We start from the raw sequence: 24,396 nt of genomic DNA, 5'->3' as shown, positions 1-24,396 counted from the left end.
TTCCCATGTGTCCGCCTTGCGGTGTTCCCATGTGTCCACCCGAATAAACATAATGTAAAATCTTACGCTTACTATCAAGACGAGCATCAAAAGCCGTTGTCCAACGCCCATGCTTTCCTAAATTAGCATGCAAAAAAGTAGCTGTATCATACGTTCCCGTATTAATACCCATAGTGATACCCATTTTTGTTGGCACTTTTGTAATAATATTAATAACCCCACCAATAGCATCCGATCCATATAACGCACTTGATGGTCCACGTACAATTTCAATGCGTTCAATATCATTTACGCTTAACCGTTGTAAGGCATAAGAATTCGCAGTAGATCTCGTATCTTCTCCTGCCATACGCCGACCATCAACTAAAATTAATGTGTGATCTGAATTCATCCCACGTATACGAACAGCATTTCCAGTCATTACCGCGCGAGATAAATCAATGTTACTTGCATACGCAAGTACGGAACGAACGTCATTAAAACCTAATGTCTTAATTTCTTTTTCCGTAATAATTTCTACTGCTGCTGGTGATGTACGTACCTTCATTGCTGTTTTATTCGCCGTAACTACGACATCCTTCGTTTGTACATCTGCTGCCGAAGCACTTCCAAACGAGGTCATTAATGCGATAAAAACAGCCGCACTCAAAAAAGATTTTCTATTCCATGCTGAATTCTTCATTCTCCCCACTCTCCTTTATTTTTAAACATGATTATATATTATACACAAACATAGTGGCATACCAACTTATGTTGCATAAGGTAAACAAATACGTTGTATATGTTCTCCACTTCCTACGGTTGTAACGATAGCTTTAATATCATAAAGCGGTTCCAATATTTCCGCCTTAAATACCTCCTCCACACTACCATCAGCTACAATTTTACCGTTTTTCAATGCCACCAACCGATGACTATAACGCACGGCGTGATTGAGATCATGCATAACCATAACTACCAAAATGCCTAATTCTTTATATAGATTCATAACTAATTCCATCAAATCTAATTGATGATGGATATCTAAATATGTCGTTGGTTCATCTAATAATAAAATTTTTGGTTCTTTTGCTAATGCCATGGCAAGCCAAGCACGCTGCCGTTCACCACCTGAAATTGATGTCAATTGTGCATATTGTAAATCCCACATAGCCGTATTATGTAAGGCCTTATTAATCGCTTGATTATCGTCTTCCGTAAGAGAAGAAAAAATGGTTTGGTACGGTAATCTTCCATACCGTACCAATTCCCGTACCGTCATATCCCCTGGTGCCTGCACTGATTGCGGTAAAACAGAAATAATCTTTGCCAAGGATGAAACAGAAATCTCTTGTAAATCCTTTCCATCCAGATAAACTGCCCCCTGCGTCGGTATCAATAATTTTGCCAATGCTTTTAACAATGTTGACTTTCCCGAACCATTAGGACCAATAATAGATATAATTTCCGGTTTATCTAAGGAAATCGTCAAATCTTGTACGATCACCCTTGAACCATAGGCAAGCCTAATGCTTTTGGCAAACAACTTATTCATACTTATTCATCCTCCTTTTGAGCAAATACAAGAAGAAGGGTGCCCCTACAAAAGACATAAAGATGCCCACAGGAATTTCCATCGGACTCAATAACGTTCTGGCAACAATATCAGCTACTAATACCAATACCGCACCAAATAACGCAGAGGCTGGCAATAACGTTTCAAAATCCGAACCAATAAGTAATCGCATAACATGCGGAATAATCAGTCCGACAAATCCAAGCAAGCCTGCTACACTTACGGCTGATGCTGCTAACAATGCCGATAAAGCAACCAAAATAGTCCGAGTACGTTCGGCATGCACACCTAATGTTTTGGCTACTTCATCACCTAACTGCAAGGCGTTAAGTTGCCGAAAACTACACAATGCCCCCACTATACCGATTAGACTATAAGGAAAGATCATACGTACATATTCCCAACTACTGCCAGCAAACCCGCCCGCTAGCCATGCCACCGTCCCTTGAATACGATCGGAAAAGAAAACGGATAATGCCGTCATGCCGCCGCCAAAAAAAGCCGCTACAGCCACACCTGCCAGCACCAATCGCAACGGATTAATACCGCGATTCCAAGACAAAGCAAACACAATCACCGCAGCTGCAATTGCACCTCCAAATGCAGCCATGGGAACAAATGCAGTTAAGGTTGGTGCCACTAACATCAAAAACATTGCCGCTAACCCTGCACCAGCAGAAATACCAATAATCCCAGGATCAGCTAGAGGATTTCGCAAAATCCCTTGTAAAATACAGCCAGACAAGGCTAAATTAGCACCAGCCAGTGTAGCACATAATACCCGCGGTAAGCGCAACGTATAAATAATGCGAAATGTTTCGATATCACCTTTTCCAGCAAAGGACTGGAAAATATCAGTAATAGGAATATGTACAGCTCCTATTGCTACGGCAAACAACATTGCCAAAAACAAAAACACAACGCCTGCAAAAAGCGTAGCCAAGCGTATCATTTCACGCCGATCCTGTATCGGTTTCGTCATCCTTACTTTCCTCCCTGACCATACAAACAATTTGCCATATATACCATGGCATCACCAATATGACTGCCTGGGTTAACGGTAAATAAATTCATCGGTAAATCAAATACTCTATTTTCTTGAACCGCTTTTAATTGATTCCACGCCGAATTAAGTTTCATCTGTCCCCGTAATTGTGCTTTCATTTGTTCTGATGTACCCATAGAAATGATAAAAATCGTATCCGGATTTTGTTTAACCACATATTCCATACTCAGCGGTACATACGCCCCCTTTAAGGAAGTATCAAAATCAGCAATATTCGTTCCACCTAAACGATGTAAGATATCTCCAGAAAAACTCTTCCCCGTAGCCATGTTATTACTTGCGGGTGAACTAAAAATAATCAATGTTTTAGGACTCTTTTTTCCTTGCTTAATTTTTTCAATCTCCTGAACCTTAGTATTCAATTCATCAATTTTTTGTTTTACCAGATCCGTTTTTCCTGTCAATGTGCCAAAAAATGTAAGTGTTTTTACCGTATCTTCATAATTATCTAACGAATTAATATATAATGGAATTCCATTATCTGCTAAGGTTTTTCTAATTTGATTATGAAATGGAACGTTAACTCCAATTACTAAATCAGGTTTCAATGACAAAATTTTTTCAACATTAGGCGAATGAATAATTCCTATTTCAGTAACATTAGCCACCGCTTGCTTTACTTCTGGTGAAAATGCTTCCGACTTAGGCTTACCCACAATCATGTCAGCACCACCAGCAGCAACAAACAAGTCTAAATTAGACGGATTTAAAAATACGATCCGCTTAGGATGTGTAGGTATATCTACCTGTGTTCCCGTACTGTCCGTTACCGTTTGCATCGCCCCTACCGATGCAGAAGACTGCGTTTGCCACACATGTGTAATACCTGCAATAATGCCGATTACCACTACAACAATAATACCAATAATAACTTTTCTCACAAATAGCCCCCCTTGACTTTTAGATAATGATAATCACTAGTAAATAGTATATCAATATATTTGCATAAAATCTAGTCCTAACTAACAACGTATCACTAAAAAACGATGCTAATAAAATATAATAGTAAATATCACTTTTATATTTAAAAGAAATATGCTATACTAAGTGTATAAAAAATAAAGGAGTTGTAGCATGAATAAAAAAGCGGAATCATTTAAAAAAGCATTAGACGAAAAAAAAATCAACGATTTTAGTGTAGAAGAATTAAAAGACGATGAACTACATACAGTCCTTTTTAGATCAAAATTAGTGATTACAGGCACTGAATTTAATACCATCTTTGTTTTAGATGACAGTGTATATAGTATGATTCGTGTCTTTATTGCTCCTAATGCAGTTAATGAAAAAAATAAGAACGCACTATACACCTTATTAAATGAATACAATGGTTCTTACAAAGCATTTAAATATGTCATCGATACGGAAGGTAATATCACCTTAGATCTTTGCATCATTAACGAAACAGATACAGTAAATCTGGATTTAGTCTACGCATTATACGATACCATTATTACCCACTTAAACGACAATTACAAACAAATCGTAAATGCATTTTAAGATAAACTTACCACTCCCATAAAGAGAAACCAAAGAGAAAACAAAGAGAAACGCTATTCATAAATTGAATAGCGTTTTTCTTTGTTTCGTATACGAGAACCATCTCTATCCCTGTTCTTGATATCGTTGTTCTATTTTCTTTTCTAATTGTTCTGCCTGTACTTCTGCTGTGGCTAATTGTTCCCTAATAGAATAAACAAAAGCTTCGTCACGAATGAATTTCAAATTAATCTGCACACTATAAAAAGCAGCACGCATTGCGGCTCGTGCTTGTATAGCACCAATCATCGCATCCGTAACAGCCCATGTATTCCCGATAAGCATAATTTTATCAGCTAATCGTAATAACTCGATCATCTGTTTGCCCAAGTAAAAAGGCACACAAGCTGCTTCTCGAAAAGCAAGTTGCACCAGAGCATCTCGTTCAGCCTTTTCTTTCGGTAGTCTTAACTGTTGTAGCACCTGTTGAAACGCCTTCCCATCCGCTGCAATACCCTCAACCGCAGATTTACGAATGGCGTGAGCCGCAACTCCTATCGCTTGTACTTCTGCTTGTATCTGTTCATATCCTTTTTTATGAACCGTCAAATTAGCTACCATTTCAATAAGTGCAGCCGAAGAAGCTGCCATCAATGCAGCAACTCCGCCTCCACCAGGAGCAGGTGCATCAGATCCAACCATATCTAAAAATGTTTCTACTGATACGTCTTTAAATTTTTCTACATCTATCATTAAAACAACCCCACAATTTTTCCATTCTCATCTATATCAACCCCATTAGCAGCAGGGACTTTAGGTAAGCCTGGCATAACTAAAATATTTCTTGTTTGGCACACAATAAATCCTGCGCCTGCACAAAGCCGAACTTGATCTATCGTAATCACAAAATCTCGTGGAGATCCTTTAGCCTGCGGATCATCAGACAAAGAATACTGTGTCTTCGCCATGCAAATCGGCAAAGAAGTTTTCCCTAACGCTACCAATTGTTGTATTTCTTTTTTAGCTTGTGCCGAAAAAGCCACATCTTTACCACCATATACCTTTTGTACAATTGCTCGTACTTTATTTTCTATCGAATCATGTACATCATATAATGGCTGATAAGAAGCCTTGTCCTGTTTTTGTAAAACATCTATGACAACCTGTGCCAACGCACGGCCGCCCTTACCGCCATCACGATGACATGTTTGCAAGGCCATCGGAATATGCTGTGCATCACACCATTTTTGAATCGCTTGAACTTCTTCCGTTGTGTCCGCGGCAAAATGATTCATCCCAACAATAGCGGGAACACCAAATTGTCGTAATGTATCTATATGTTTGGCCAAATTCGCCAAACCCGCTTGCACGGCAATAACATTTGCTTGATCTAAAGCATCACGTGCTACGCCGCCATGCATCTTTAAAGCACGTACAGTCACGACAACTACCACTGCATGTGGTGCAAACCCCGCATTTGCACAAACGATATGGAAAAATTTTTCTGCTCCTAAATCAGCTCCAAAACCAGCTTCCGTAATTGCAATATCGCCCATTTTCAATGCCATCTTAGTCGCCATAATAGAATTACAGCCATGAGCGATATTGGCAAAAGGTCCCCCATGAATAAGTGCTGGCGTATGCTCAATCGTTTGCACCAAATTCGGTTTGATTGCATCTTTTAAAAGTACCGCCATTGCACCAGTTACCTGTAATTGTTCTGCCCGTACAGGCTTTCCATCCATATCATAGCCGACAATAATTGCAGCCATACGCCGTTTTAAATCGGCTATATCTGTTGCTAAACATAAAATTGCCATAATTTCAGAGGCGACCGTAATCATAAAATGTTCTTCCCTCGGAATCCCCGAATTCATGCCGCCCATCCCGATAACCGTATGCCGCAATGCACGGTCATTCATATCTAACACACGCTTCCAGACAATCCGCCGACTATCTAACCTCAATTCATTTCCCTGTTGCAAGTGATTGTCGATCGCAGCTGCTAATAGATTATTCGCTGCCGTAATAGCATGCATATCCCCCGTAAAATGTAAATTAATATCTTCCATCGGTAACACTTGTGCATAACCGCCACCAGCAGCTCCCCCTTTCATACCGAAAACGGGACCCATCGAAGGCTCACGCAAAGCAACGACCGCATTTTTCCCTAACGCCTGTAATCCCTGAGCAAGCCCGATAGTCGTCAACGTTTTTCCCTCTCCTGCAGGAGTCGGATTAATAGATGTCACTAACACTAATTTACCATCTTGCTTTTGAGATAATCGTTTCATCGCACCAAAAGACAATTTTCCCTTATACCGTCCATATAGTTCTATTTCATCTTCTTGTATCCCTACACTCGCTGCCACCTTTATAATCGGTTCTAAAACAGCTTGTTGGGCTATATCTATGTCACTTTTTATCTGCACGTCAAAACCTCCTATATCTCAAAAAAGCCGACCCATCCAGACAGTTGCCTAGACGGTCGGCTATTTACAATCATGATCCCTGTGGTTATTCCACTGCCGTCAGTCCATGATGATGTTGTTATTATACAAAAAGGTAAAACCTACTGTCAACCTTAACGGTATATGTACCAAAAGCTACCCCACAAATATATCTCGTAACAATCATTCCAATACCGTACCCTTACACATTAAAAAGCATTATGAGAATATTCATAGTACAATTCATTTAATTCTTCCATTTTATCACTCATTATAGCCATTAAATCAGAAGCTTCATCATAATTTTTTTCATTCAAGGCTTGTTTAATACGAGAAAAAATAGATAAACCGCATTCTGTATCCCGGCCTAATTCCGTACGTAATGCATTAATTTTCATCCATCGATTTATTTCTAACTGATTGCCATCATTATCATCATGTAATTTATGTGCCCCAATTACTTTCGTTAAATTTTCCGGAATAATACGATATTGTAATTCCAAAGCCCAACGATTTAAAGCCCCCAAACGGAATGATTCCATAATCCGCCGTTCAAAAGCTGGGCATACTAAATCATCCCATTTTTCTGGATATATATCTAATGCTTTAAAATTTTCCCAAACCGTTTTTGGTGCTTTGCCAAAACGTGCGTTACGTTCTGCTTCATTAAAATGTTCAAATACATCTACTTCCGAACGATAAGCCCTATCTTTCTCTAAATAAGTTGCTTCTTCACCTGGCTCTTTAGATAATTCTTGCAATAATTCTGCCGACGTTTTATTTGCTCGCAAAACATAATCAATCCCATGCAATGCAGCTAAATAGAACAAGGCTATCGCAATATACGTGTTTGTAAAAGGATTAGGTGCACGCATTTCAATACGAGTTGCCAAAGGTGCTTCGACACTGCGAATTAACCCAGCCAATACACTCCGATTACGCGTTGGCACATCTGGTCTTTCCCCTCCCAAAGCAGTTACGATGCACACAGGTGCTTCAAATCCTGGCTTTAACCGATTCAATGAATCTGTCGTAGAAGAAACGAAGGGATTGATTACTTCATAATGCTTTAATATCCCCATTAATGCCCCATATCCCAAGGGTGATAAAAATTCCTTATTCATATCAGTCGGATTAAATAAATTTACCACCTTACCATTTTTGAGGACCGCCCCAATGCCTACATGCGTATGTTCACCGCTACCGGCCACACCTGGAATTGGTTTCGCCTGAAATGTAACATCTAAACCATTTTCTCTAAATACTTCACGAATAATAATCCGTGCCTGAATTTCGTTATCAGCAGTTTGTACGGGATCATGCGAATATTTCCAATCCACTTCCAACTGTTCCAAGACAAAAATAAGTTTGCCCGAATCATCAATATGTGCCTTAATACCCCCTACTTCTTTATGCCCCATTTCTGGTTGTAAACCATAATCATGCAACCGCGTAATCGTCTGTTCCAACGCGGTGCGAACAACCCCATGCGTACGTTGCCAATACTGTTCTTGCAATTTTTGTGAAGCCGATAATAAGCGACTCGCTACATCTTGACTTGGTGTTTTAACCCAAAATTCTAATTCCGTCGCCGTAGTAAAAACAATTCGTTCAATATCTTCCACTGGAACAGCTATCCCTTGCATGCCAAACTCTTTAAGGAGAGAAAGAATTTGTTCGCCCACATGTTGTACCGTATTGCGTAAAATAGAACGTGAATCAATATACCCACTAGCATGATGCAAAAAACTCGGAATCCGGAGAGTTCCTACAGGTTTACCCGTTCCTTTATCAATATTTTCATCATTATAATCGACAAACCAATTCACCCCTGGATCAGCCTTAATATCCACACGAGCATTAGACAAGGTAGCAATGCCTGGTAAAACAACAGATGAACCATCCGTTTGGCAAGCAGTCGCATTAAAAAATTTATCATAATCTTCAAAAAACACGGAAATAGGAATTTTTTCATCCGTATCATTACCCGCTAAATCAACCCCTACTAACGAAACAAACTGAATTTCTGGATGCTGTTTTAATAATGCCAAAATACCTTCTTTGCCATATTGTCCTGCTGGAATTACATAAATTAGTTCATCTTTATTCATGATATACTCCTTCCAAAAAAAAGAAGACTTCTCCTTCTAAAAGAATGAAAGTCTTCTTTGACTACGTCTTATATTATGTTGTTTCTATATGTTATACGATACAATAAGATACACATCTTGTCAAGCAATATCCATTGTTATGACTGTTGCAAAAGTTCTTTTACCACTTGAGAAACGATACGTCCGTCTGTCTTTCCCTGTACCTGGGGCATAACAAGTTTCATTACTTCACCCATTGTTATGCTAGATTTTCCTGCAATAGCTCGTACAACAATTTGTCGTACTTCTTCAGGAGATAATTGTTTTGGCATGTATTTTTCCAAAACCATTATTTCATCCTTTATTTGAGCAATTAAATCATCTCGCCCAGCCTTTTCAAACTCTACCAACGATTCTTTTCGCTGTTTCATTTCTTTCGCAATAACGGCACCTACACCAGCATCATCTAATTCAATTTTTTCATCAATTTCTTTATTCCGTATGGCTGAACGAATCATACGAATAACAGCTAGTGCGGTTTTCCCTTCCGCTTTTGCTTTCATTGCTTCTTTCATATCCTGCAGCAATATTTCTTTTAAAGACATTTTATCACCTTCTGTGTGTCAACATCTATGCTCTAAACTTACGTTTCCGTGCTGCCTCGGACTTTTTCTTTCTACGTACACTCGGTTTTTCATAGTGTTCACGTTTCCGTACTTCGGAAAGTACCCCCGCCTTTTGGCAAGAGCGTTTAAAACGACGAAGTGCACTATCTAACGTTTCGTTTTTACCAACTTTAATTTCGGACATCCTCTATCCCTCCAATATATGTTAGGGAGTGCTTTACTGCACACACTAAAATTATACTCAAAAAGAGTTCTTTTGTCAATATCCACTAACCGCTTACCGAGCGTATACAGGTGTTATCATTCCTAACTTATCCGCTTGTCCTATATCTACAAAAAAACTTAATCCACTTGCCATGTGCGACTCACTTGTGCCTTTTCTTCCTCTTCCCACATCACTTGAATTTGCTTTTCCTTTTCATACGCCTGCATCGCAAGGACCAATTGTTGTTCCCAAAAAGCTTGTTCTTGCCGTAGCTTATCTAGCGTTTCTTCGATAGACGATGTTGCCATTTCTTCCTGTCGATACCCCTCTCTTCCATCGTCTTGTACGGGGGAAAGATGATCTTTCGGTTCTCCTTCATACATAGCCGCCTTTGCTTCTTGATAAGCCTTACGATATGCCATTACTTGTGCTTGTGCAACATCAACTTGCTTACGGCAGGCTGCTAAACGATCTGCTCGTAATTTTTTACGTACATTAATTTCATCAACAGCCTTTCCATCTAGTCGGATATGTACTTCCACTTCAAACAACCGTTGCCACGGGAATGTAACCTCTATTTGATTTGGTTGTAACCCCAGATACATACGACCATATCGCTGTAATTGCTCTGTGGCTAAACTTTCTAATTCTCTGTTTTCATCTGCATAATACGGCTTCATATGATATCGATTCATCTTCATTTTCATACGCGAAATATAATCGCGCACATTGGCTTGATATGCCCAATTATCTAAGTATTGTGTCGCTAACATGACCCGCCGTGAATCAGTGGACATATGCGTAGACAGTACCCCTTGGGCAATCCCAAAACCAATGGAATTACTTGCCGTATTCCATCCATTATATGCAGCAATAGCATATAACAAGTGTTGCTTATACAACCCATACAGCAATGTATTATCAGCCCCATTAGAAAAACCCACATCCACTACACTAACAGGAATCTGTTGTTGTGTAGCTTGCTGTATAGCCTGTAAAAACTGTTTGGTCGATGACAATAAAACCGGTATATTATCAACGGTTGACGCTTCACCCGCCGTGCGTAAAAAAGGCGTATTAATCGCTAACAATATATCTGGTTTATCTGTATCCACAACCTGACCACCCATCGCATCAATGTGCTCTCGCAACGTATTACCAAGCGGTTGTCCATCATAACGAGGCAACATATCCTCTTCTTCCCCTAACGAATATAGCAACTTAATTTTAGGCGATTGATGCATAAACTCATTATGCACACGAGTAATAAGCAATAAACCAAGTTGATCCGCTCCAGGAAAAGAGCCAAACGAATGCACATCTATGTTTCTTTTAGTAGCTTCTAAATACGCTGATTCTAAAGAAGATTGGGTATTTTGTGAATGATCATCATGACCCAAGCAATAGTACGCAAAAATACCTCGTTGTGTTGCTTCTATTAACTTTTCGTTAATTTGCATATTTTTTGCACGTCGTTCATACCAGTCCTGTATGTATTCCAATGGCACCTGTCGCAGGTGAGCAAATAATTGTGCTTCTTCTGCTGCTGACAATACTTGCTTATCCATTTTTGCTTGCCCACTGGCCAGTCCATAAATATGAGAACCATATACTAGATAATAATCAGGCTCAACGCCTTTTCCTCCTGCCCAGGGACTGCGCATAACCGTGCTAAAAACATAAATAGGTATCTGCGGATATAATTGATGAATCTTTTCTATCCGTTGCAATCGCTGTTTTACCAGTGCCAGCGAATAATTATGTTTACGTGAATCCACTAAACCACCATATAACAACGAATCCATTGATAAAACCATCGCATCCGCCTTAGGTGCTTGCTGATATACCCACGCCCCTAACGCATCAGCATCACCAACAAAAGACCTCCCTGAAAGTATCGTTTGAGAAGGGGTATATATCGTATAACCAGCCGCCTGTGCCGTAGAAACAGTGTATGCCAAATCAACAGGTCGATCATCTTGCGGCACATATATAATCGTCTTCGCCCACACGCCTCCTATAAGTGCCATATATACACACGTTCCTAGAACTATAATTTTTTTGATTATTCCCACATTACTACCTCCCCTATCTCTACTTATAAAAATGACCGCCGATGTTTCCGCCTAATTAAAGGCAAATTCCAATGAAACGTAACCGCCAATAAACGAATAACGACCGTAAGGATAAATGACAATATGGCACCACCCGCCAACGATAAACAATGTGTATAGAAGCATCCTGTCAAAACGGTACTTCCCACTAAAGAAGCCGTAGCATAAATTTCACGTCGAAAAACAAAAGGAATTTTAGCCGCAAAAATGTCCCGTATAATGCCTCCACCAACAGCCGTTAAAACGCCTAATAACACAGCAAACAAACTGTATTCCGGATAATAATGACACCCTAAAAGCGTACCTGTTACCGAAAAAGAACCTAAGCCAATCGCATCAAAAATAGTATACAACCAAAAAAAAGCTGGCATAATCCGTGAAAATTTTCGTTTCACCTGTACATTGCGAATCGTAATAATCGCTAAGACCATCGCTAAGACAATAATAATTACATACAAAGACGTGCGAAAAGCGGCAGGCGGGAAATTGCCTAACATAGTATCACGTACAATTCCACCGCCCACAGCCGTAGCTGATGATAAAGCAAAAACGCCAAATAAATCCATCCGACGTGAAACGGCAACCAACGCCCCCGAATAAGCAAATGCAGCCGTTCCTAATATATCAAAAACATGCCACCAAAATGATTCCATCGATATATCCTCTCATTAAAAAGTATTATTATCATTATAACACATATTATATCTTACCGGACATAGTAACCCCATATTCCCCTATCATATTGTTTTTTTATAACATCCTTTATATAATAAAAGAATGAATATACGTGAAAGGAATGTATTATGGTACAAGATGAACTTTATATGAAAGAAGCATTACACCAAGCTTCTCTCGCCTTTTCCGTTGGCGAAATTCCTATCGGTGCTGTCATCACCTACAATGATACTATCATTGCTACGGCTTATAATTTACGTGAAAGTCTTCCTTGTGCAACAGCACATGCCGAACTGCTCGCAATTGAAAAAGCTTGTCGTACATTACAGCGTTGGCGCCTTACCGGCTGTACCTTATACGTTACAGTTGAACCTTGTCCCATGTGTGCTGGTGCCATTGTCAACAGTCGCTTAGACCGACTAATATATGGCTGTCCCGATCCTAAAGGAGGTGCTGTCCATACACTCTTTCAAATACTCTCTCATCCTCAACTCAACCACCACCCCGAAGTTATCGCTGGCATTCAACAAGAATCCTGTGCTAATCTCTTAAAAGACTTTTTCAGACAAAGACGGCAGAAAAAAAAAGGTTCCCTTACCTAAAAAGGGAACCTTTTTTTCTTATCCCTTGCGCGTAACCGCAAGTTCTTTAATTAATGCCAACACCTCATCCGCTGGTTTTACGCCCATATCACCTTGTGACCGTTCACGTACAGCAATTGTATGATCGGCCATTTCTTTATCCCCTACGACAGCCATATAAGGAGTTTTTTCCATCTGGGCCTTCCGAATTTTATACCCGATTTTTTCATTACTCGTATCAACTTCAACTCGTAAACCAGCTTGTTTAAACTGTTGTGCCAATTCTTTTGCATATGCTAAATGCTTGTCCGAAATCGGCAAAAATTTAATTTGTACAGGTGCCAACCAAACAGGGAATGCACCTGCGTAATTTTCTGTAATAATCCCTAAAAAGCGTTCAATACTCCCAAAACAAGCCCGATGAACCATAACAGGACGATGTTTCTGTCCATCTTCACCCACATAAGTCACATCAAATCGTTCAGGCATTAACATATCCAATTGAATCGTGCCACATTGCCAAGTACGACCAATGCAATCTTTTAAATGGAAATCCAACTTCGGTCCATAAAAAGCACCATCGCCTTCATTGATAACATACGGAATCTTCTTTTCTTCAATCACTTCATGTAACGTCCGTGTTGCTAATTCCCATATTTCATCTGATCCCATCGAATCTTCAGGACGTGTAGATAATTCCACATGATATTCCAAACCAAATTGTTTATATGCCGTATCAAATAAATCCATGATACCCGAAATTTCTTTCTTCATCTGACTTGGTAACATAAATAGATGGGCATCATCTTGTGTAAAGCAACGTACTCGGAATAATCCATGTAATGCCCCATGTAATTCATGACGATGTACTAATCCCAATTCAGCTGCTCGAATAGGAAAATCACGATAACTATGAACATTACTCTTATATACTAATATTCCGCCAGGGCAATTCATTGGTTTAATCGCATAAGGTTGTTCATCAATCGTCGTAAAATACATATTATCCCGATAATGATCCCAATGACCTGATTGTTCCCATAATTGACGGTTTAAAATCGTTGGGGTCATAATTTCATCATATCCAGCAGCTTTATGCAATTCTCGCCAAAAATCCAGTAAGCAATTCCGTACAACCATCCCTTTAGCATGAAAGAATGGGAAACCTGGCCCTTCTTCATGAAAACTGAATAAGTCCAACTGTTTTCCTAATTTACGATGATCTCGTTTTTCCGCTTCTTCTCTCATTTTAACATATGCATCTAAATCACTTTTCTTTTCAAACGCCGTCCCATAAATACGTTGCAACATCTTATTTTTTTCATCGCCACGCCAATACGCCCCAGCAACAGTCAGCAATTTAAAAGCCTTAACACTTCCCGTAGTTTCACAATGCGGGCCTGCACACAAATCCACAAAATCGCCTTGTCTATATAACGAAATAACTTCTTCTTCCGGTAAATCTTCTATTAATTCTACCTTATAGTCTTGATGAGCTGCACGATAACGTTGTAACGCTTCTTCACGCGATACTACTATTTTTTCAATAGGTTGATTTTCTTTCACAATGCGAGCCATTTCTTTTTCAATTGCTGCAAAATCTTCCTGTGTAAATCGATGTTCTGTATCTAAATCATAATAAAACCCTTGTTCAATTGCTGGTCCAATCGCAAATTTTACATCTGGATATAAGTGAGAAATAGCCTGAGCCATAACATGCGAAGCTGTATGACGAAGCGTATCTTTTCCTTCTTGTGCTTCAAATGTTAAAAATTCAACGGTCGTTCCATCTACTACAGGTTCACATAAATCTGTAACAATGCCATTTACCTTTGCTACCAATACCTTTTTAGCCAAGCTATTACTAAGTTGTTTAACGGCTTCCCGCAAGGAAATACCATCAGGAAATGTTTTTTTACTACCATCTTTTAATATTACTTCTGCCATACTAAAATCCTCCTTAATAAAAAAAGCCCCGTCCCCAAGGGACGAGAGCTTGCTCACGTGGTTCCACCCTAGTTTATCGTTGCCGATATCTCTAGTGCGATAACGGTGCTACCGGATATTCTTACTAATTTCAGAATATCAGCTCCGAGGTGGTAACAATTCGTTTTTATAGGATACTTTCACCCTTATATCCCTCTCTGCAATAAAAAAGCCAAATTGCCATATCCTCTTCTATGCTTTTCTTATATAATGTATGCGTTCATTATACGTCTGTCTTTTTTGCTTGTCAAGAAAAAACAGTTTATTTTTTCTATGAAAAACCGCCCAAGACAAATGGGCGGTTTTTCACGTATGTCCTATGTTAGCACTCAGGGGGATGAGGCTATATCTAAAACATATACGCTTATAATAAAAATAACAAGAAAAAAAAGACAAACTGCCTATTTTTTATTACCAACGAAAATATATGCCAACGAAAAAAACCTATCCAAAAAAGATAGGTTTTTTTCTGTGCATCATGAACTAACTATATTAAAAAAGGAGAGTTCACTAATTACATACGCATTGTCTTCGTTTCAGCAAAGCGTTGATGCCAAGACAGTGCTTCCGATAAAATATGTGGTGTATTCGCATGTTGTGTAACGCCCATCGCTCGTTGAAAATAATCTAATAACATAGGTCTATACTCGGGATGTGCACAATTTTCAATAATACGCAAGGCACGTTCTTTTGGACATAAACCGCGAACATCCGCAATTCCCTGTTCCGTAATAAACACATCCACATCATGTTCTGTATGGTCAATATGCGAACACATCGGTACAACAGATGAAATATCACCATTTTTTGCAATTGATTTAGTAAAAAAGAAAGTTAAGTAAGCATTCCGAGCAAAGTCGCCCGAACCGCCAATACCATTCATGATTTTACTCCCCAATACATGGGTCGAATTAACATTGCCATAAATATCAAATTCTAATGCCGTATTCATCGCAATAACACCTAAGCGCCGAATAACACCAGGACTATTCGATATTTCAAGAGGTCGCAACAATATTTTCTTACGATACATATCCAAATTATCATAAAACCGTTGCAACCCTTTCGCCGATAACGTCATAGATGTACCTGAAGCAAAATCTAATTTACCGGTATCAAACAAATCAAAAATCCCTTCTTGAATAACTTCCGTATATACCGTTAAATGCTCAAAATCAGCTTGACATAAACCTTGTATAACTGCATTGGCCACAGAACCAACGCCCGATTGCAAGGGCAATAAATTATCTGGTAACCGCCCAGCTTGCACTTCTTGATGCAAAAATTGAATCAAATATGAACTCATGGCTTGAAAATCTTCATCTGGTGCCGCTAATGTCGCTGGTTTATCGGGAATATCACAAGGCACAATAGCCTTTATTTTCTGCGGATCGCAAACAATATAAGGCACACCAATACGATCATCGGAATGAACAATAGGTATTACTTCACGATGTGGGACAGGGCGAACATCATAGATATCATGGAATCCTCGTAATGCTTTCGGCTGAGTCATATTCACTTCTACGATAACCACATCCGCACATTCTACAAAAGCGGTCGTATTCCCTACGGATGTTGTCGGAATTAAATACCCTTCTTCCGTAATCGCACAAACTTCAACAATAGCAACATCCACCTTATGTAAAAAGCCCGAACGAACCATTTGTGACATATGGCTTAAATGAAGATCTCCATACTCAACATCACCCGAATTAATTTGATTACGCAACGTACTATTCGTTTGATAGGGCAAGCGTTGAGCGATACCATTAACCGCTGATAACGCACCATCTAATTCAGGTCCTACGGATGCACCGGTCCACAAATTAATTTTAAATTTTTCTTTTTTAATTCGTTCTGCCAACGCTAAAGGTACCGCCTTAGGATAACCAGCTGAAGTAAACCCACTAGTACCAATCGTCATTCCTGGTTTAATAAGTGCTGCCGCTTCTTCCGGGGTCCTAATCAGTTCACGCAAACATACATTATCAATTCTATCTTGTATATTCATATTATCCACCACCTTGAAGTTAATATGTACGTGCTAACTCGGTATTCTTTTCCACTACTTCTGCATTAAAATCGCGAATAGCTATGGGTATTTCTGGTAAAGCATCTGCTTGTGCTTGTGTTAATACAGATGTTCCATGTTCTACATATCGTCCTGCTGCAATATGTACACCCACTACTTGTGCTCCATGTCCAATATATACATGCTCGTCTATTTCACTACCAATAACTACGGCATTAAAACCTATAAAGGTATCATCATGAATAACACAAGGGCCATGTACAACACAACAATGACCACATGATACACGATTGCCCACATAAATCGAATATTCATTTCCTTGCACTACTTTTCTTTTATTCATCAATCCATGCAATACGGCTCCGTCCTGTATATTACTATCTTCACCGATAAAAATCGGCATTCCTTCATCTCCTCGGATCGAAGCCCCTGGACAGACCATCACGCCAGCTGAAATGGTAACACTACCAATAACACTAGCTGCTTCCGCAATATGTGCTGATGCGTTGATCTTAGGGAGTACTTCTGTCTGAGACCAAAATGTTTTAGGCGATGCTTTAAGCATATCTATTCCTCCTTAAATTAATCCCCACCAATGCCAATATGTAAAAACAAAAATACCTAATACAACCAACGAGATAATCGTAAATGGTACACCCATTCTAACCATATCTTTCACTTCAAACGCCTGTGTTCCATAAGGAATCATCGCTTGCGGTGAATGCACGGGCAAGATAAACGAAAAATATACAGTCATCGTAGCAATAAATGCCATTCCCCACATAGGTAGTGCATCGTTATTTAAACTTAATAAAAAGCCAATAACCGTTGGAACCAATGCAGCAGCAGAAGAAGTGGTACTAGCAAACGCAAAGCGAATGATCAACAAAGCAATCATAATCGGGACCATCATCAACAAGGGCGGCAAATGTTCAAGATGCAAATGCCCCAACGACACATCTGCTAGCCATAGGGCCGCTTTCGTTTTTAAAAGGACATTTCCTAAAGAAATACCTGCACCAAAAAGAAGAATCGTACCTGCATCTACACCACGGCACAGTTCTTTCCACCCAGCAATACCAATCGTTGGAAAAATCATCGCCACTACCGACAGCATCGAAATAGTATTCGCATCAATATGATGAATGCCTTGAGTCATCCAAAATAAAATTGTAATTCCAAAAATCAAAGCAATTTTTTTCTCTTTCCGACTCATTGGACCTAATTCTTCCAATTTTTTAGCAATAAATTCCTTACCGCCGGGTGCTTCGTCAAACTCAAACTTATTAAATCGTGTCACTACAAAATAAAATATAATAAGCAATATTATCGAATATGGAGCAGCATATATAAACCATTCCATCCACGAAATATCATGACCTAACTGCGTGGCAATAAACGATAATGCCACCGGATTCGGTGCTCCAGAAGTCAACAATAACATCCCCGAAACAGACGATGTAATAGCCACGGTAACCAGTAACATACGGCTGAAAGTACTACGTAAATGCAACCCCAATGCCTCTACCAAACCCACAGCAATCGGAGTAATCGTAGCCGCTCGTGCGGTCATCGAAGGGATAACAAAACACAATAATGCCATTAATGCGATAATCCCAGCAAAAATATTTTTTACCTTCGTACCAAAAATCATTAAAACATGATAAGCAATACGTTTTTCCAAACTACAATGGATAATACCCGATGCCATAAATAATCCTGCTACAACGAGTACCCATCCGCCATTAATAAAGCCACTTAAAGCTAATGGTATAGCTTTACTCGTTCCTAATAAGGCTCCACTTGTTCCTTCGGCAGGAGAAAATCCTAACAATAACGCTAAAAAAGCAATGATTGCAACGGCACTGACAGGATATGATACAGCCTGTGTTACCCACATGATAACCGCAAATACCAATACTCCTAATGTTGCTTTCCCGGCACTAGTCAACCCTGGTAAATCAGGCATAAAAAAAATACCGATCATAAGCACTAAAGCAAATAGAACCGTTGCCTTTTTTCGATCAATCATATAAGACCTCCTTTATATATATTCCGTGTGTATCCTGTTATCACTATAACAAGGATCTTTTCTATGTCTCAACAAAATTCCTACTAACGACATAAAAATAGTGACAATCGCCAAAAAACACGAAAATTTGGAGTTCTTTTTTTCACAAACACACAAAAAAAATAAAGTATGTCATACTATATACAATGACATACTTTATTTCTCTATATTACGCACTTACTGTAATTTTTGCTGTAACAACTGATTTACCAGGCCAGGATTTGCTCTGCCTTTGGTTTCTTTCATAATTTGTCCTACTAAAAAACCAATAGCTTTTTTCTTACCTGCTTGATAATCTGCTACCGATTGAGGATTTGCATCAATAATTTTTTGTACAATCTCTTCTAAGGCATTCGTATCTGTAATTTGTACTAATCCTTTTTCCTTGACTACTTCATCTGCACTCTTCTGAGTACTCCACATTTCAGGTAATACCTGTTTTGCCATAGTACCAGAAATTGTCCCGCCTTGAATTAACCGCAAAAGTGCGGCTAATGCCGTAGGTGTCACAGGAATATGTTCAATAGAAATTCCTTCTTCGTTCAACTTTTTAGCAATTTCACCTAAAATCCAATTCGATACCGTTTTTGCATCAATACCATCCTGCACTACCGCTTCAAAATAATCTGCCGTAGCCTTATCCGCTGTTAATAACGACGAATCATAATCGGATAAACCAAATTCCGTTTTAAATCGTTCTTTCCGAACATCTGGTAATTCTGGTAATTCACGCCGTACCTCTTCAATATATTCTGACGATACTTCAATAGGAATTAAATCGGGTTCAGGGAAATACCGATAATCGCTACTTCCTTCTTTAATACGTTGTAATACCGTAATTCCCTTGGCTTCTTCCCATCCGCGTGTTGCTTGCTGGATCGTACCGCCTTCTTCTAAAATTTGTGCTTGTCGTACCGCTTCATACTCAATTCCTTTTTGCACCCCACTAAAGGAATTAATATTTTTAATTTCTGTCTTCGTACCTAATGTTTCTGACCCAACTGGTCGAATAGAAATATTGGCATCACACCGCATACTTCCTTCTTCCATCCGGCAATCCGAAACACCTAAATACTGTAAAATAGAACGGAGTTTTTCTAAATACGCACGTGCTTCTTCTCCACTTCGAATATCTGGTTCCGACACAATTTCAATAAGAGGTACACCCGTACGATTATAATCGACACAAGAGGAATCGGATGTATCAATAGTAGAGCCACTATGCACTAACTTGCCTGCATCTTCTTCCATATGAATACGGGTTAAATGAATACGACGCTGTTTACCCCCTACCTCAATATCCACATACCCATTTAAACAAATAGGCAAATCAAACTGAGATGTTTGAAAATTTTTAGGCAAATCAGGATAATAATAATTTTTCCGATCAAACTTGCTAAATGGTAAAATATCACAATGTAAAGCCAACCCAGCTTTCACAGCAAAATGCAATACTTCTTTATTCAATACGGGCAATACCCCAGGCAACCCTAAGCATACAGGGCATACATGTGTATTGGGATCTGCTCCAAATTCTGTGCTACAACCACAAAAAATTTTAGTCTTTGTTTTTAATTCAGCATGGACTTCTAATCCAATGACAGATTCATATTTCATGATAGCGTAACCTCCCCGACAGGTGCTTGTTGCTGCACATCTGTCCGCTCTTGTTCAAAAGCATAAGCAACGCGAAGCAACGTTTCTTCTCCTAAAGCTCTGCCAATTAGCTGCATCCCTATAGGCAATCCATTTTTATACCCACAAGGAATACTCATACCAGGCAATCCTGCCAAATTTAACGTTACAGTGCATACATCCGCAAGATACATTGCCAACGGATCATTCACATGTTCACCCACTAAAAAGGCCACATCTGGTGCCGTTGGGGTGAGCAATACATCACATTGTTTTAAAGCTTTATCATAATCTTGCTTCACTAAAGTACGCACTTTCATAGCCCGCAAATAATACGCATCGTAATAGCCTGAGCTAAGTACATATGTCCCTAACAAAATACGCCGTTGTACTTCCGGGCCAAACCCAGCGGTACGCGTTTTTTCATACATTTCAACAATATTTTTACCTGGTACACGCATGCCAAAGCCAACGCCATCATAACGTGCTAAATTAGAACTTGCTTCCGCTGGAGCAATAATATAGTACGCGGCTAAACCATATTTCAAATGCGGCATAGAAACGGATACAATTTCTGCCCCCAACGATTGATAGGTCTTTATCGCTTCTTCTAATGCTTGACGACAAGTAGCATCCAACCCATCACCAAAAAATTCTTGAGGAACACCAATTTTTAATCCCTTGACATCCCGTATAAGTGCTTTTGTATAATCTTTTTCTTCTTGGCATATAGATGTACTATCCTTTTCATCATGTCCAGCAATTGCATTTAAAACAATAGCACAATCCATAACATCCTGCGTGATAGGTCCAATTTGATCTAAAGAAGAAGCATAAGCGATAAGGCCATACCGCGAAACCAACCCATATGTAGGTTTCAACCCGACAACACCACAATATGACGCGGGTTGTCGAATCGACCCCCCCGTATCCGAACCCAATGACCAAACGCATTCCCCTGCAGCAACTGCAGCAGCACTACCACCGGAAGAGCCTCCTGGTACATGTGCAACATTCCACGGATTATAAGTGGGATGAAAAGCAGAATTTTCTGTCGAACTACCCATAGCAAATTCATCCATATTCGTTTTACCTAAACTAATATAATCCTGCTGCAGCAACCGTTCAATAACCGTTGCATCATAAGGAGCACGAAAAGATTCCAAAATATGTGATGCACAAGATGATTGCTGTCCTTTTTCACAAATATTATCTTTAATCGCCCCTGGAATCCCTGCCATCATACTAATTTCCTGACCAGCCGAAAGTTTCGCATCCACAGCAGCCGCTTGCTGTAAAGCGGTTTCACGCTGATCTGATAAAAAGGCCTGTACTTTCGGTTCTACCTTATCTTTATGTGCTAAATACGCTTCCGTCAATTCCACAGCCGTAATTTCACGATGTATCAATTTGTCATGCAATCCATGAATCGTCATTGATTTCACAATATCCCTCCTTAATCCTGTAACACTTTCGGTACTTTAAAATATCCATTTTCTTCCTCTGGTGCATTGGATAATGCTTCTCCATGATCTAACGACTTACGCGGTTCATCCGCACGCATAACATTCCGTAACGGAACGGCATGAGCTGTCGGTTCTACGTCCGTCAAATCTACTTCCCCGATTAAATCCATATAAGACAAAATATCACTCATCTGTTTTTCTACTACTGCCATCTGCTCTTCTTTCACAGTAAGCCGTGATAAGAGGGCTATTTTTTTTATTTCTTCGCTAGTGATTTTCATAAAGACACCCCTTAGCCAATAATACTAATCATTTACAACTTCATATTATATCATTTTTACACTTTTACATCTACTCATCCTGTAAGCGAGCTTGAAATTCTTCTTCCCTAATAATCGGCACACCCATTTTTTTTGCTTTATCATATTTACTTCCAGGATCACTTCCACAAACAAGCAATGTCGTCTTTTTGGTTACCGTAGAAGAACAACTTCCCCCTCGCAAAACCACAGCTTGTTCAGCTGCTTTCCTTGAAAAAGATGCTAACTTACCCGTTACCACTACCAGTTCACCGACAAAAGTATGATTAATAACCATTTTTTCTGGTACAGTCATTTGCACGCCCGCCCTAACTAATTTATCCACGAGTCTTTGATTTTCCTCATCATGAAAGAAAGACACCACACTCTTCGCCGTACGCGGACCAATATCAGGAATCACCATTAATTCTTCTTCCGTTGCTTTTCTCAATCCAGCCAACGATCCCATATGTTCTGCCAATACTTGCCCGGTCTTTGCACCAACAAACCGTATGCCTAACGCAAACAACACACGTCCTAAGCCAACTACCTTGCTCTTTTCAATGGCCCCCAGCACATTATCTGCCGCCTTTTCACCATATCCTTCTAACGAAAGGAGTTGCTCTTTTTGCAATGTATATAAATCAGCCGCATCCCGAATCAATTGATGTTCTAACAATTGCCGTACTAACGCATCACCTACCCCATCTATATTCATGGCCTGTCGCGAAGTAAAATGAATCACTTGTTCAGCAATCATTGCCGGACATGCTGGATTGACACAACGAATAGCGGCTTCACCAGTAACACGTACAACCATCTTACCACAACTAGGGCATTGCGTCGGCATACGATAAACCTGTTCACTTCCCGTTCGCACAGATGTAATTGCCCGTACTACTTCTGGTATAATTTCACCAGCTTTTTGAATGATCACCGTGTCGCCAATGCGAATATCCTTTTCTGCAATGTAATCTTCATTATGTAATGTCGCTCGTTTTACTATCGTCCCAGCTAAAGAGACTGGTTTTAAATCAGCCGTCGGAGTCAAGACTCCCGTACGACCAACGGAAATCGAAATATCAGCAACCTGTGTTTTCACCTGTTCCGGCGGAAATTTATAAGCAATTGCCCAACGAGGAATTTTAACCGTATTGCCTAATTGGCGTTGTTGTGAAAAAGCATTTACCTTGATCACCATACCATCCGTAGCATACCCTAAACTATCTCTTTTTTCATCCCACGTATGAATATAGTCGATAACATCTTCAATAGTAAAAAAAACACGATATTCGGGATTAACTTGAAAGTGCCACGTTTGCAACTGCTGTAACAACTCCGCTTGACTTGATATAACCAAGCCATCCATGCCACCTACGGCATAAGCAAAAAAGGCCAATTTACGCTCTGCCGTTATCTGCGGATCTTGTTGCCGCAATGAACCAGCGGCGGCATTGCGTGGATTAGCAAAAGGCTCCATCCCATCAGCAAGCCGTTGTTCATTTAAGATCTGAAAAGACCCAATAGGCATATAAACTTCGCCCCGAATTTCCACATGTGCAGCGGTAGTCGGAATACGCAACGGGATAGTCCGAATTGTCCGCACATTATGCGTAATATCCTCACCTACCCGTCCATCTCCACGGGTTACGCCTCGAACAAAACGCCCCTTTTCATAAATCAAATTAACCGCTAAGCCATCAATCTTCAATTCAACAACATATTGAATCGGTGTGGATCGTAATTCCGCACGTACCCGTGCATCAAATTCTCGCACTTCATCATCCGAAAACACATCACCTAAACTAAGCATCGGCTGATCATGCGTATATTTGGCAAAGCCACCAGCTAACTTAGATCCGACCCGTTGTGTCGGCGAATCAGGAGTAATCCATTCAGGATGAGCTTTTTCTGCCTGTTCTAATTGCCGATACAACATATCATATTCATAATCAGAAACAGTCGGTGCATCTAACGTATAATATTGATAACTTAACTCTTCAATTTTATGACGTAGCTCTTTTATTTGCTTTTCCGTTACTTCACACATCCGCTATCCTCCT

At 39.7% G+C, this 24,396-nt stretch carries 21 protein-coding genes, 1 riboswitch and 1 other annotated feature; of the genes, 2 read left to right on the top strand and 19 right to left on the bottom strand.

Annotated features, from left to right (window positions below; genetic code table 11):
- The 4 genes from HMPREF3182_RS03160 to HMPREF3182_RS03145 all read right to left on the bottom strand — a co-directional run.
- Nucleotides 1-682 (bottom strand): TonB-dependent receptor plug domain-containing protein (locus HMPREF3182_RS03160; protein ID WP_156439304.1); only part of this gene is annotated, 682 nt, incomplete at its 3' end.
- A 66-nt stretch (nucleotides 683-748) separates the two neighbouring features.
- Entirely contained in the window at nucleotides 749-1,534 is a 786-nt protein-coding gene (locus HMPREF3182_RS03155) for an ABC transporter ATP-binding protein (protein ID WP_062485408.1), read from the bottom strand.
- Nucleotides 1,527-2,537 (bottom strand): FecCD family ABC transporter permease, encoded by a 1,011-nt coding sequence (locus HMPREF3182_RS03150; RefSeq protein WP_062485407.1) that lies wholly within the window; start codon nucleotides 2,535-2,537, stop codon nucleotides 1,527-1,529. The genes HMPREF3182_RS03155 and HMPREF3182_RS03150 overlap by 8 nt, the downstream gene beginning before the upstream one ends.
- A gap of 2 nt (nucleotides 2,538-2,539) precedes the next feature.
- Nucleotides 2,540-3,502, bottom strand: a complete 963-nt coding sequence (locus HMPREF3182_RS03145) for an ABC transporter substrate-binding protein (protein ID WP_062485405.1) — start codon at nucleotides 3,500-3,502, stop codon at nucleotides 2,540-2,542.
- Between the two features lie 193 nt (nucleotides 3,503-3,695).
- Between HMPREF3182_RS03145 and HMPREF3182_RS03140 the strand changes: the two genes are divergently transcribed.
- The gene (locus HMPREF3182_RS03140) at nucleotides 3,696-4,121 is read left to right on the top strand and encodes a type III secretion system chaperone family protein (RefSeq protein WP_062485403.1); all 426 of its coding nucleotides are present in this window, start codon (nucleotides 3,696-3,698) and stop codon (nucleotides 4,119-4,121) included.
- A 105-nt stretch (nucleotides 4,122-4,226) separates the two neighbouring features.
- Here HMPREF3182_RS03140 and HMPREF3182_RS03135 read toward each other — a convergent pair whose 3' ends face one another.
- The 7 genes from HMPREF3182_RS03135 to HMPREF3182_RS03105 form a co-directional block, all read right to left on the bottom strand.
- Nucleotides 4,227-4,853, bottom strand: a complete 627-nt coding sequence (locus HMPREF3182_RS03135; RefSeq protein WP_007392171.1) for a cyclodeaminase/cyclohydrolase family protein — start codon at nucleotides 4,851-4,853, stop codon at nucleotides 4,227-4,229.
- Nucleotides 4,853-6,526, bottom strand: a complete 1,674-nt coding sequence (locus HMPREF3182_RS03130; RefSeq protein ID WP_206445538.1) for a formate--tetrahydrofolate ligase — start codon at nucleotides 6,524-6,526, stop codon at nucleotides 4,853-4,855. Before HMPREF3182_RS03130 ends, HMPREF3182_RS03135 begins: the two co-directional genes overlap by 1 nt.
- A gap of 45 nt (nucleotides 6,527-6,571) precedes the next feature.
- Nucleotides 6,572-6,648: riboswitch (ZMP/ZTP riboswitch) on the bottom strand.
- A 111-nt stretch (nucleotides 6,649-6,759) separates the two neighbouring features.
- Nucleotides 6,760-8,661 carry a type I glutamate--ammonia ligase gene (locus HMPREF3182_RS03125; RefSeq protein ID WP_007392188.1) on the bottom strand — a complete coding sequence of 634 codons (1,902 nt, stop codon included), beginning with the start codon at nucleotides 8,659-8,661 and terminating at the stop codon, nucleotides 6,760-6,762.
- Between the two features lie 137 nt (nucleotides 8,662-8,798).
- Nucleotides 8,799-9,245 (bottom strand): GatB/YqeY domain-containing protein, encoded by a 447-nt coding sequence (locus tag HMPREF3182_RS03120; RefSeq protein WP_007392244.1) that lies wholly within the window; start codon nucleotides 9,243-9,245, stop codon nucleotides 8,799-8,801.
- Nucleotides 9,246-9,270: 25 nt separating this feature from the next.
- Complete coding sequence (gene rpsU, locus HMPREF3182_RS03115) at nucleotides 9,271-9,450, bottom strand: 30S ribosomal protein S21 (protein ID WP_007392176.1); 180 nt, start codon at nucleotides 9,448-9,450, stop codon at nucleotides 9,271-9,273.
- A 158-nt stretch (nucleotides 9,451-9,608) separates the two neighbouring features.
- Nucleotides 9,609-11,546, bottom strand: coding sequence for a DUF4127 family protein (locus HMPREF3182_RS03110; protein ID WP_062485399.1), 1,938 nt, complete (start codon nucleotides 11,544-11,546; stop codon nucleotides 9,609-9,611).
- Nucleotides 11,547-11,569: 23 nt separating this feature from the next.
- Nucleotides 11,570-12,238, bottom strand: coding sequence for a trimeric intracellular cation channel family protein (locus tag HMPREF3182_RS03105; protein ID WP_062485397.1), 669 nt, complete (start codon nucleotides 12,236-12,238; stop codon nucleotides 11,570-11,572).
- A 150-nt stretch (nucleotides 12,239-12,388) separates the two neighbouring features.
- Here HMPREF3182_RS03105 and tadA point away from each other — a divergent pair, with 150 nt between their 5' ends.
- Entirely contained in the window at nucleotides 12,389-12,862 is a 474-nt protein-coding gene (gene tadA, locus HMPREF3182_RS03100) for a tRNA adenosine(34) deaminase TadA (RefSeq protein ID WP_062485395.1), read from the top strand.
- A gap of 18 nt (nucleotides 12,863-12,880) precedes the next feature.
- Here tadA and thrS read toward each other — a convergent pair whose 3' ends face one another.
- From thrS to ligA, 8 genes are all read right to left on the bottom strand, one after another.
- The gene (thrS, locus tag HMPREF3182_RS03095) at nucleotides 12,881-14,788 is read right to left on the bottom strand and encodes a threonine--tRNA ligase (protein WP_062485393.1); all 1,908 of its coding nucleotides are present in this window, start codon (nucleotides 14,786-14,788) and stop codon (nucleotides 12,881-12,883) included.
- 34 nt (nucleotides 14,789-14,822) lie between these two features.
- Nucleotides 14,823-15,031, bottom strand: a binding site (T-box leader).
- A gap of 310 nt (nucleotides 15,032-15,341) precedes the next feature.
- Complete coding sequence (locus tag HMPREF3182_RS03090; protein ID WP_062485391.1) at nucleotides 15,342-16,841, bottom strand: acetyl-CoA hydrolase/transferase family protein; 1,500 nt, start codon at nucleotides 16,839-16,841, stop codon at nucleotides 15,342-15,344.
- A gap of 19 nt (nucleotides 16,842-16,860) precedes the next feature.
- Nucleotides 16,861-17,427 carry an LbetaH domain-containing protein gene (locus HMPREF3182_RS03085; RefSeq protein WP_007392202.1) on the bottom strand — a complete coding sequence of 189 codons (567 nt, stop codon included), beginning with the start codon at nucleotides 17,425-17,427 and terminating at the stop codon, nucleotides 16,861-16,863.
- A gap of 12 nt (nucleotides 17,428-17,439) precedes the next feature.
- Complete coding sequence (locus tag HMPREF3182_RS03080; RefSeq protein ID WP_007392260.1) at nucleotides 17,440-18,894, bottom strand: SLC13 family permease; 1,455 nt, start codon at nucleotides 18,892-18,894, stop codon at nucleotides 17,440-17,442.
- A 216-nt stretch (nucleotides 18,895-19,110) separates the two neighbouring features.
- A complete protein-coding gene (gene gatB / locus HMPREF3182_RS03075; protein ID WP_062485389.1) occupies nucleotides 19,111-20,550 on the bottom strand; it encodes an Asp-tRNA(Asn)/Glu-tRNA(Gln) amidotransferase subunit GatB in 1,440 nt (479 codons plus the stop codon).
- Nucleotides 20,547-22,004: an Asp-tRNA(Asn)/Glu-tRNA(Gln) amidotransferase subunit GatA gene (gene gatA / locus HMPREF3182_RS03070; RefSeq protein ID WP_062485416.1), complete on the bottom strand. Its 1,458-nt coding sequence runs from the start codon at nucleotides 22,002-22,004 to the stop codon at nucleotides 20,547-20,549. The genes gatB and gatA overlap by 4 nt, the downstream gene beginning before the upstream one ends.
- Nucleotides 22,005-22,024: 20 nt before the next feature.
- Nucleotides 22,025-22,315 carry an Asp-tRNA(Asn)/Glu-tRNA(Gln) amidotransferase subunit GatC gene (gene gatC / locus HMPREF3182_RS03065; RefSeq protein WP_007392163.1) on the bottom strand — a complete coding sequence of 97 codons (291 nt, stop codon included), beginning with the start codon at nucleotides 22,313-22,315 and terminating at the stop codon, nucleotides 22,025-22,027.
- A 70-nt stretch (nucleotides 22,316-22,385) separates the two neighbouring features.
- Nucleotides 22,386-24,383, bottom strand: a complete 1,998-nt coding sequence (gene ligA / locus HMPREF3182_RS03060; protein ID WP_062485387.1) for an NAD-dependent DNA ligase LigA — start codon at nucleotides 24,381-24,383, stop codon at nucleotides 22,386-22,388.
- Nucleotides 24,384-24,396: the final 13 nt, after the last annotated feature.

It is taken from the genome of Megasphaera hutchinsoni, from assembly GCF_001553405.1.
Taxonomy (GTDB): domain Bacteria; phylum Bacillota; class Negativicutes; order Veillonellales; family Megasphaeraceae; genus Megasphaera; species Megasphaera hutchinsoni.
This window is presented reverse-complemented; position numbering and strand designations above follow the sequence as displayed.

Bases quoted from the DNA above. Each gene is read 5' to 3' on its own strand.
- HMPREF3182_RS03155 (WP_062485408.1), bottom strand. From the start codon at position 1,534: ATGAATAAGTTGTTTGCCAAAAGCATTAGGCTTGCCTATGGTTCAAGG.
- HMPREF3182_RS03150 (WP_062485407.1), bottom strand. From the start codon at position 2,537: ATGACGAAACCGATACAGGATCGGCGTGAAATGATACGCTTGGCTACG.
- HMPREF3182_RS03140 (WP_062485403.1), top strand. From the start codon at position 3,696: ATGAATAAAAAAGCGGAATCATTTAAAAAAGCATTAGACGAAAAAAAA.
- HMPREF3182_RS03135 (WP_007392171.1), bottom strand. From the start codon at position 4,853: ATGATAGATGTAGAAAAATTTAAAGACGTATCAGTAGAAACATTTTTA.
- HMPREF3182_RS03125 (WP_007392188.1), bottom strand. From the start codon at position 8,661: ATGAATAAAGATGAACTAATTTATGTAATTCCAGCAGGACAATATGGC.
- HMPREF3182_RS03120 (WP_007392244.1), bottom strand. From the start codon at position 9,245: ATGTCTTTAAAAGAAATATTGCTGCAGGATATGAAAGAAGCAATGAAA.
- rpsU (WP_007392176.1), bottom strand. From the start codon at position 9,450: ATGTCCGAAATTAAAGTTGGTAAAAACGAAACGTTAGATAGTGCACTT.
- HMPREF3182_RS03105 (WP_062485397.1), bottom strand. From the start codon at position 12,238: ATGGAATCATTTTGGTGGCATGTTTTTGATATATTAGGAACGGCTGCA.
- tadA (WP_062485395.1), top strand. From the start codon at position 12,389: ATGGTACAAGATGAACTTTATATGAAAGAAGCATTACACCAAGCTTCT.
- thrS (WP_062485393.1), bottom strand. From the start codon at position 14,788: ATGGCAGAAGTAATATTAAAAGATGGTAGTAAAAAAACATTTCCTGAT.
- HMPREF3182_RS03090 (WP_062485391.1), bottom strand. From the start codon at position 16,841: ATGAATATACAAGATAGAATTGATAATGTATGTTTGCGTGAACTGATT.
- HMPREF3182_RS03085 (WP_007392202.1), bottom strand. From the start codon at position 17,427: ATGCTTAAAGCATCGCCTAAAACATTTTGGTCTCAGACAGAAGTACTC.
- HMPREF3182_RS03080 (WP_007392260.1), bottom strand. From the start codon at position 18,894: ATGATTGATCGAAAAAAGGCAACGGTTCTATTTGCTTTAGTGCTTATG.
- gatB (WP_062485389.1), bottom strand. From the start codon at position 20,550: ATGAAATATGAATCTGTCATTGGATTAGAAGTCCATGCTGAATTAAAA.
- gatA (WP_062485416.1), bottom strand. From the start codon at position 22,004: ATGACGATTCATGGATTGCATGACAAATTGATACATCGTGAAATTACG.
- gatC (WP_007392163.1), bottom strand. From the start codon at position 22,315: ATGAAAATCACTAGCGAAGAAATAAAAAAAATAGCCCTCTTATCACGG.
- ligA (WP_062485387.1), bottom strand. From the start codon at position 24,383: ATGTGTGAAGTAACGGAAAAGCAAATAAAAGAGCTACGTCATAAAATT.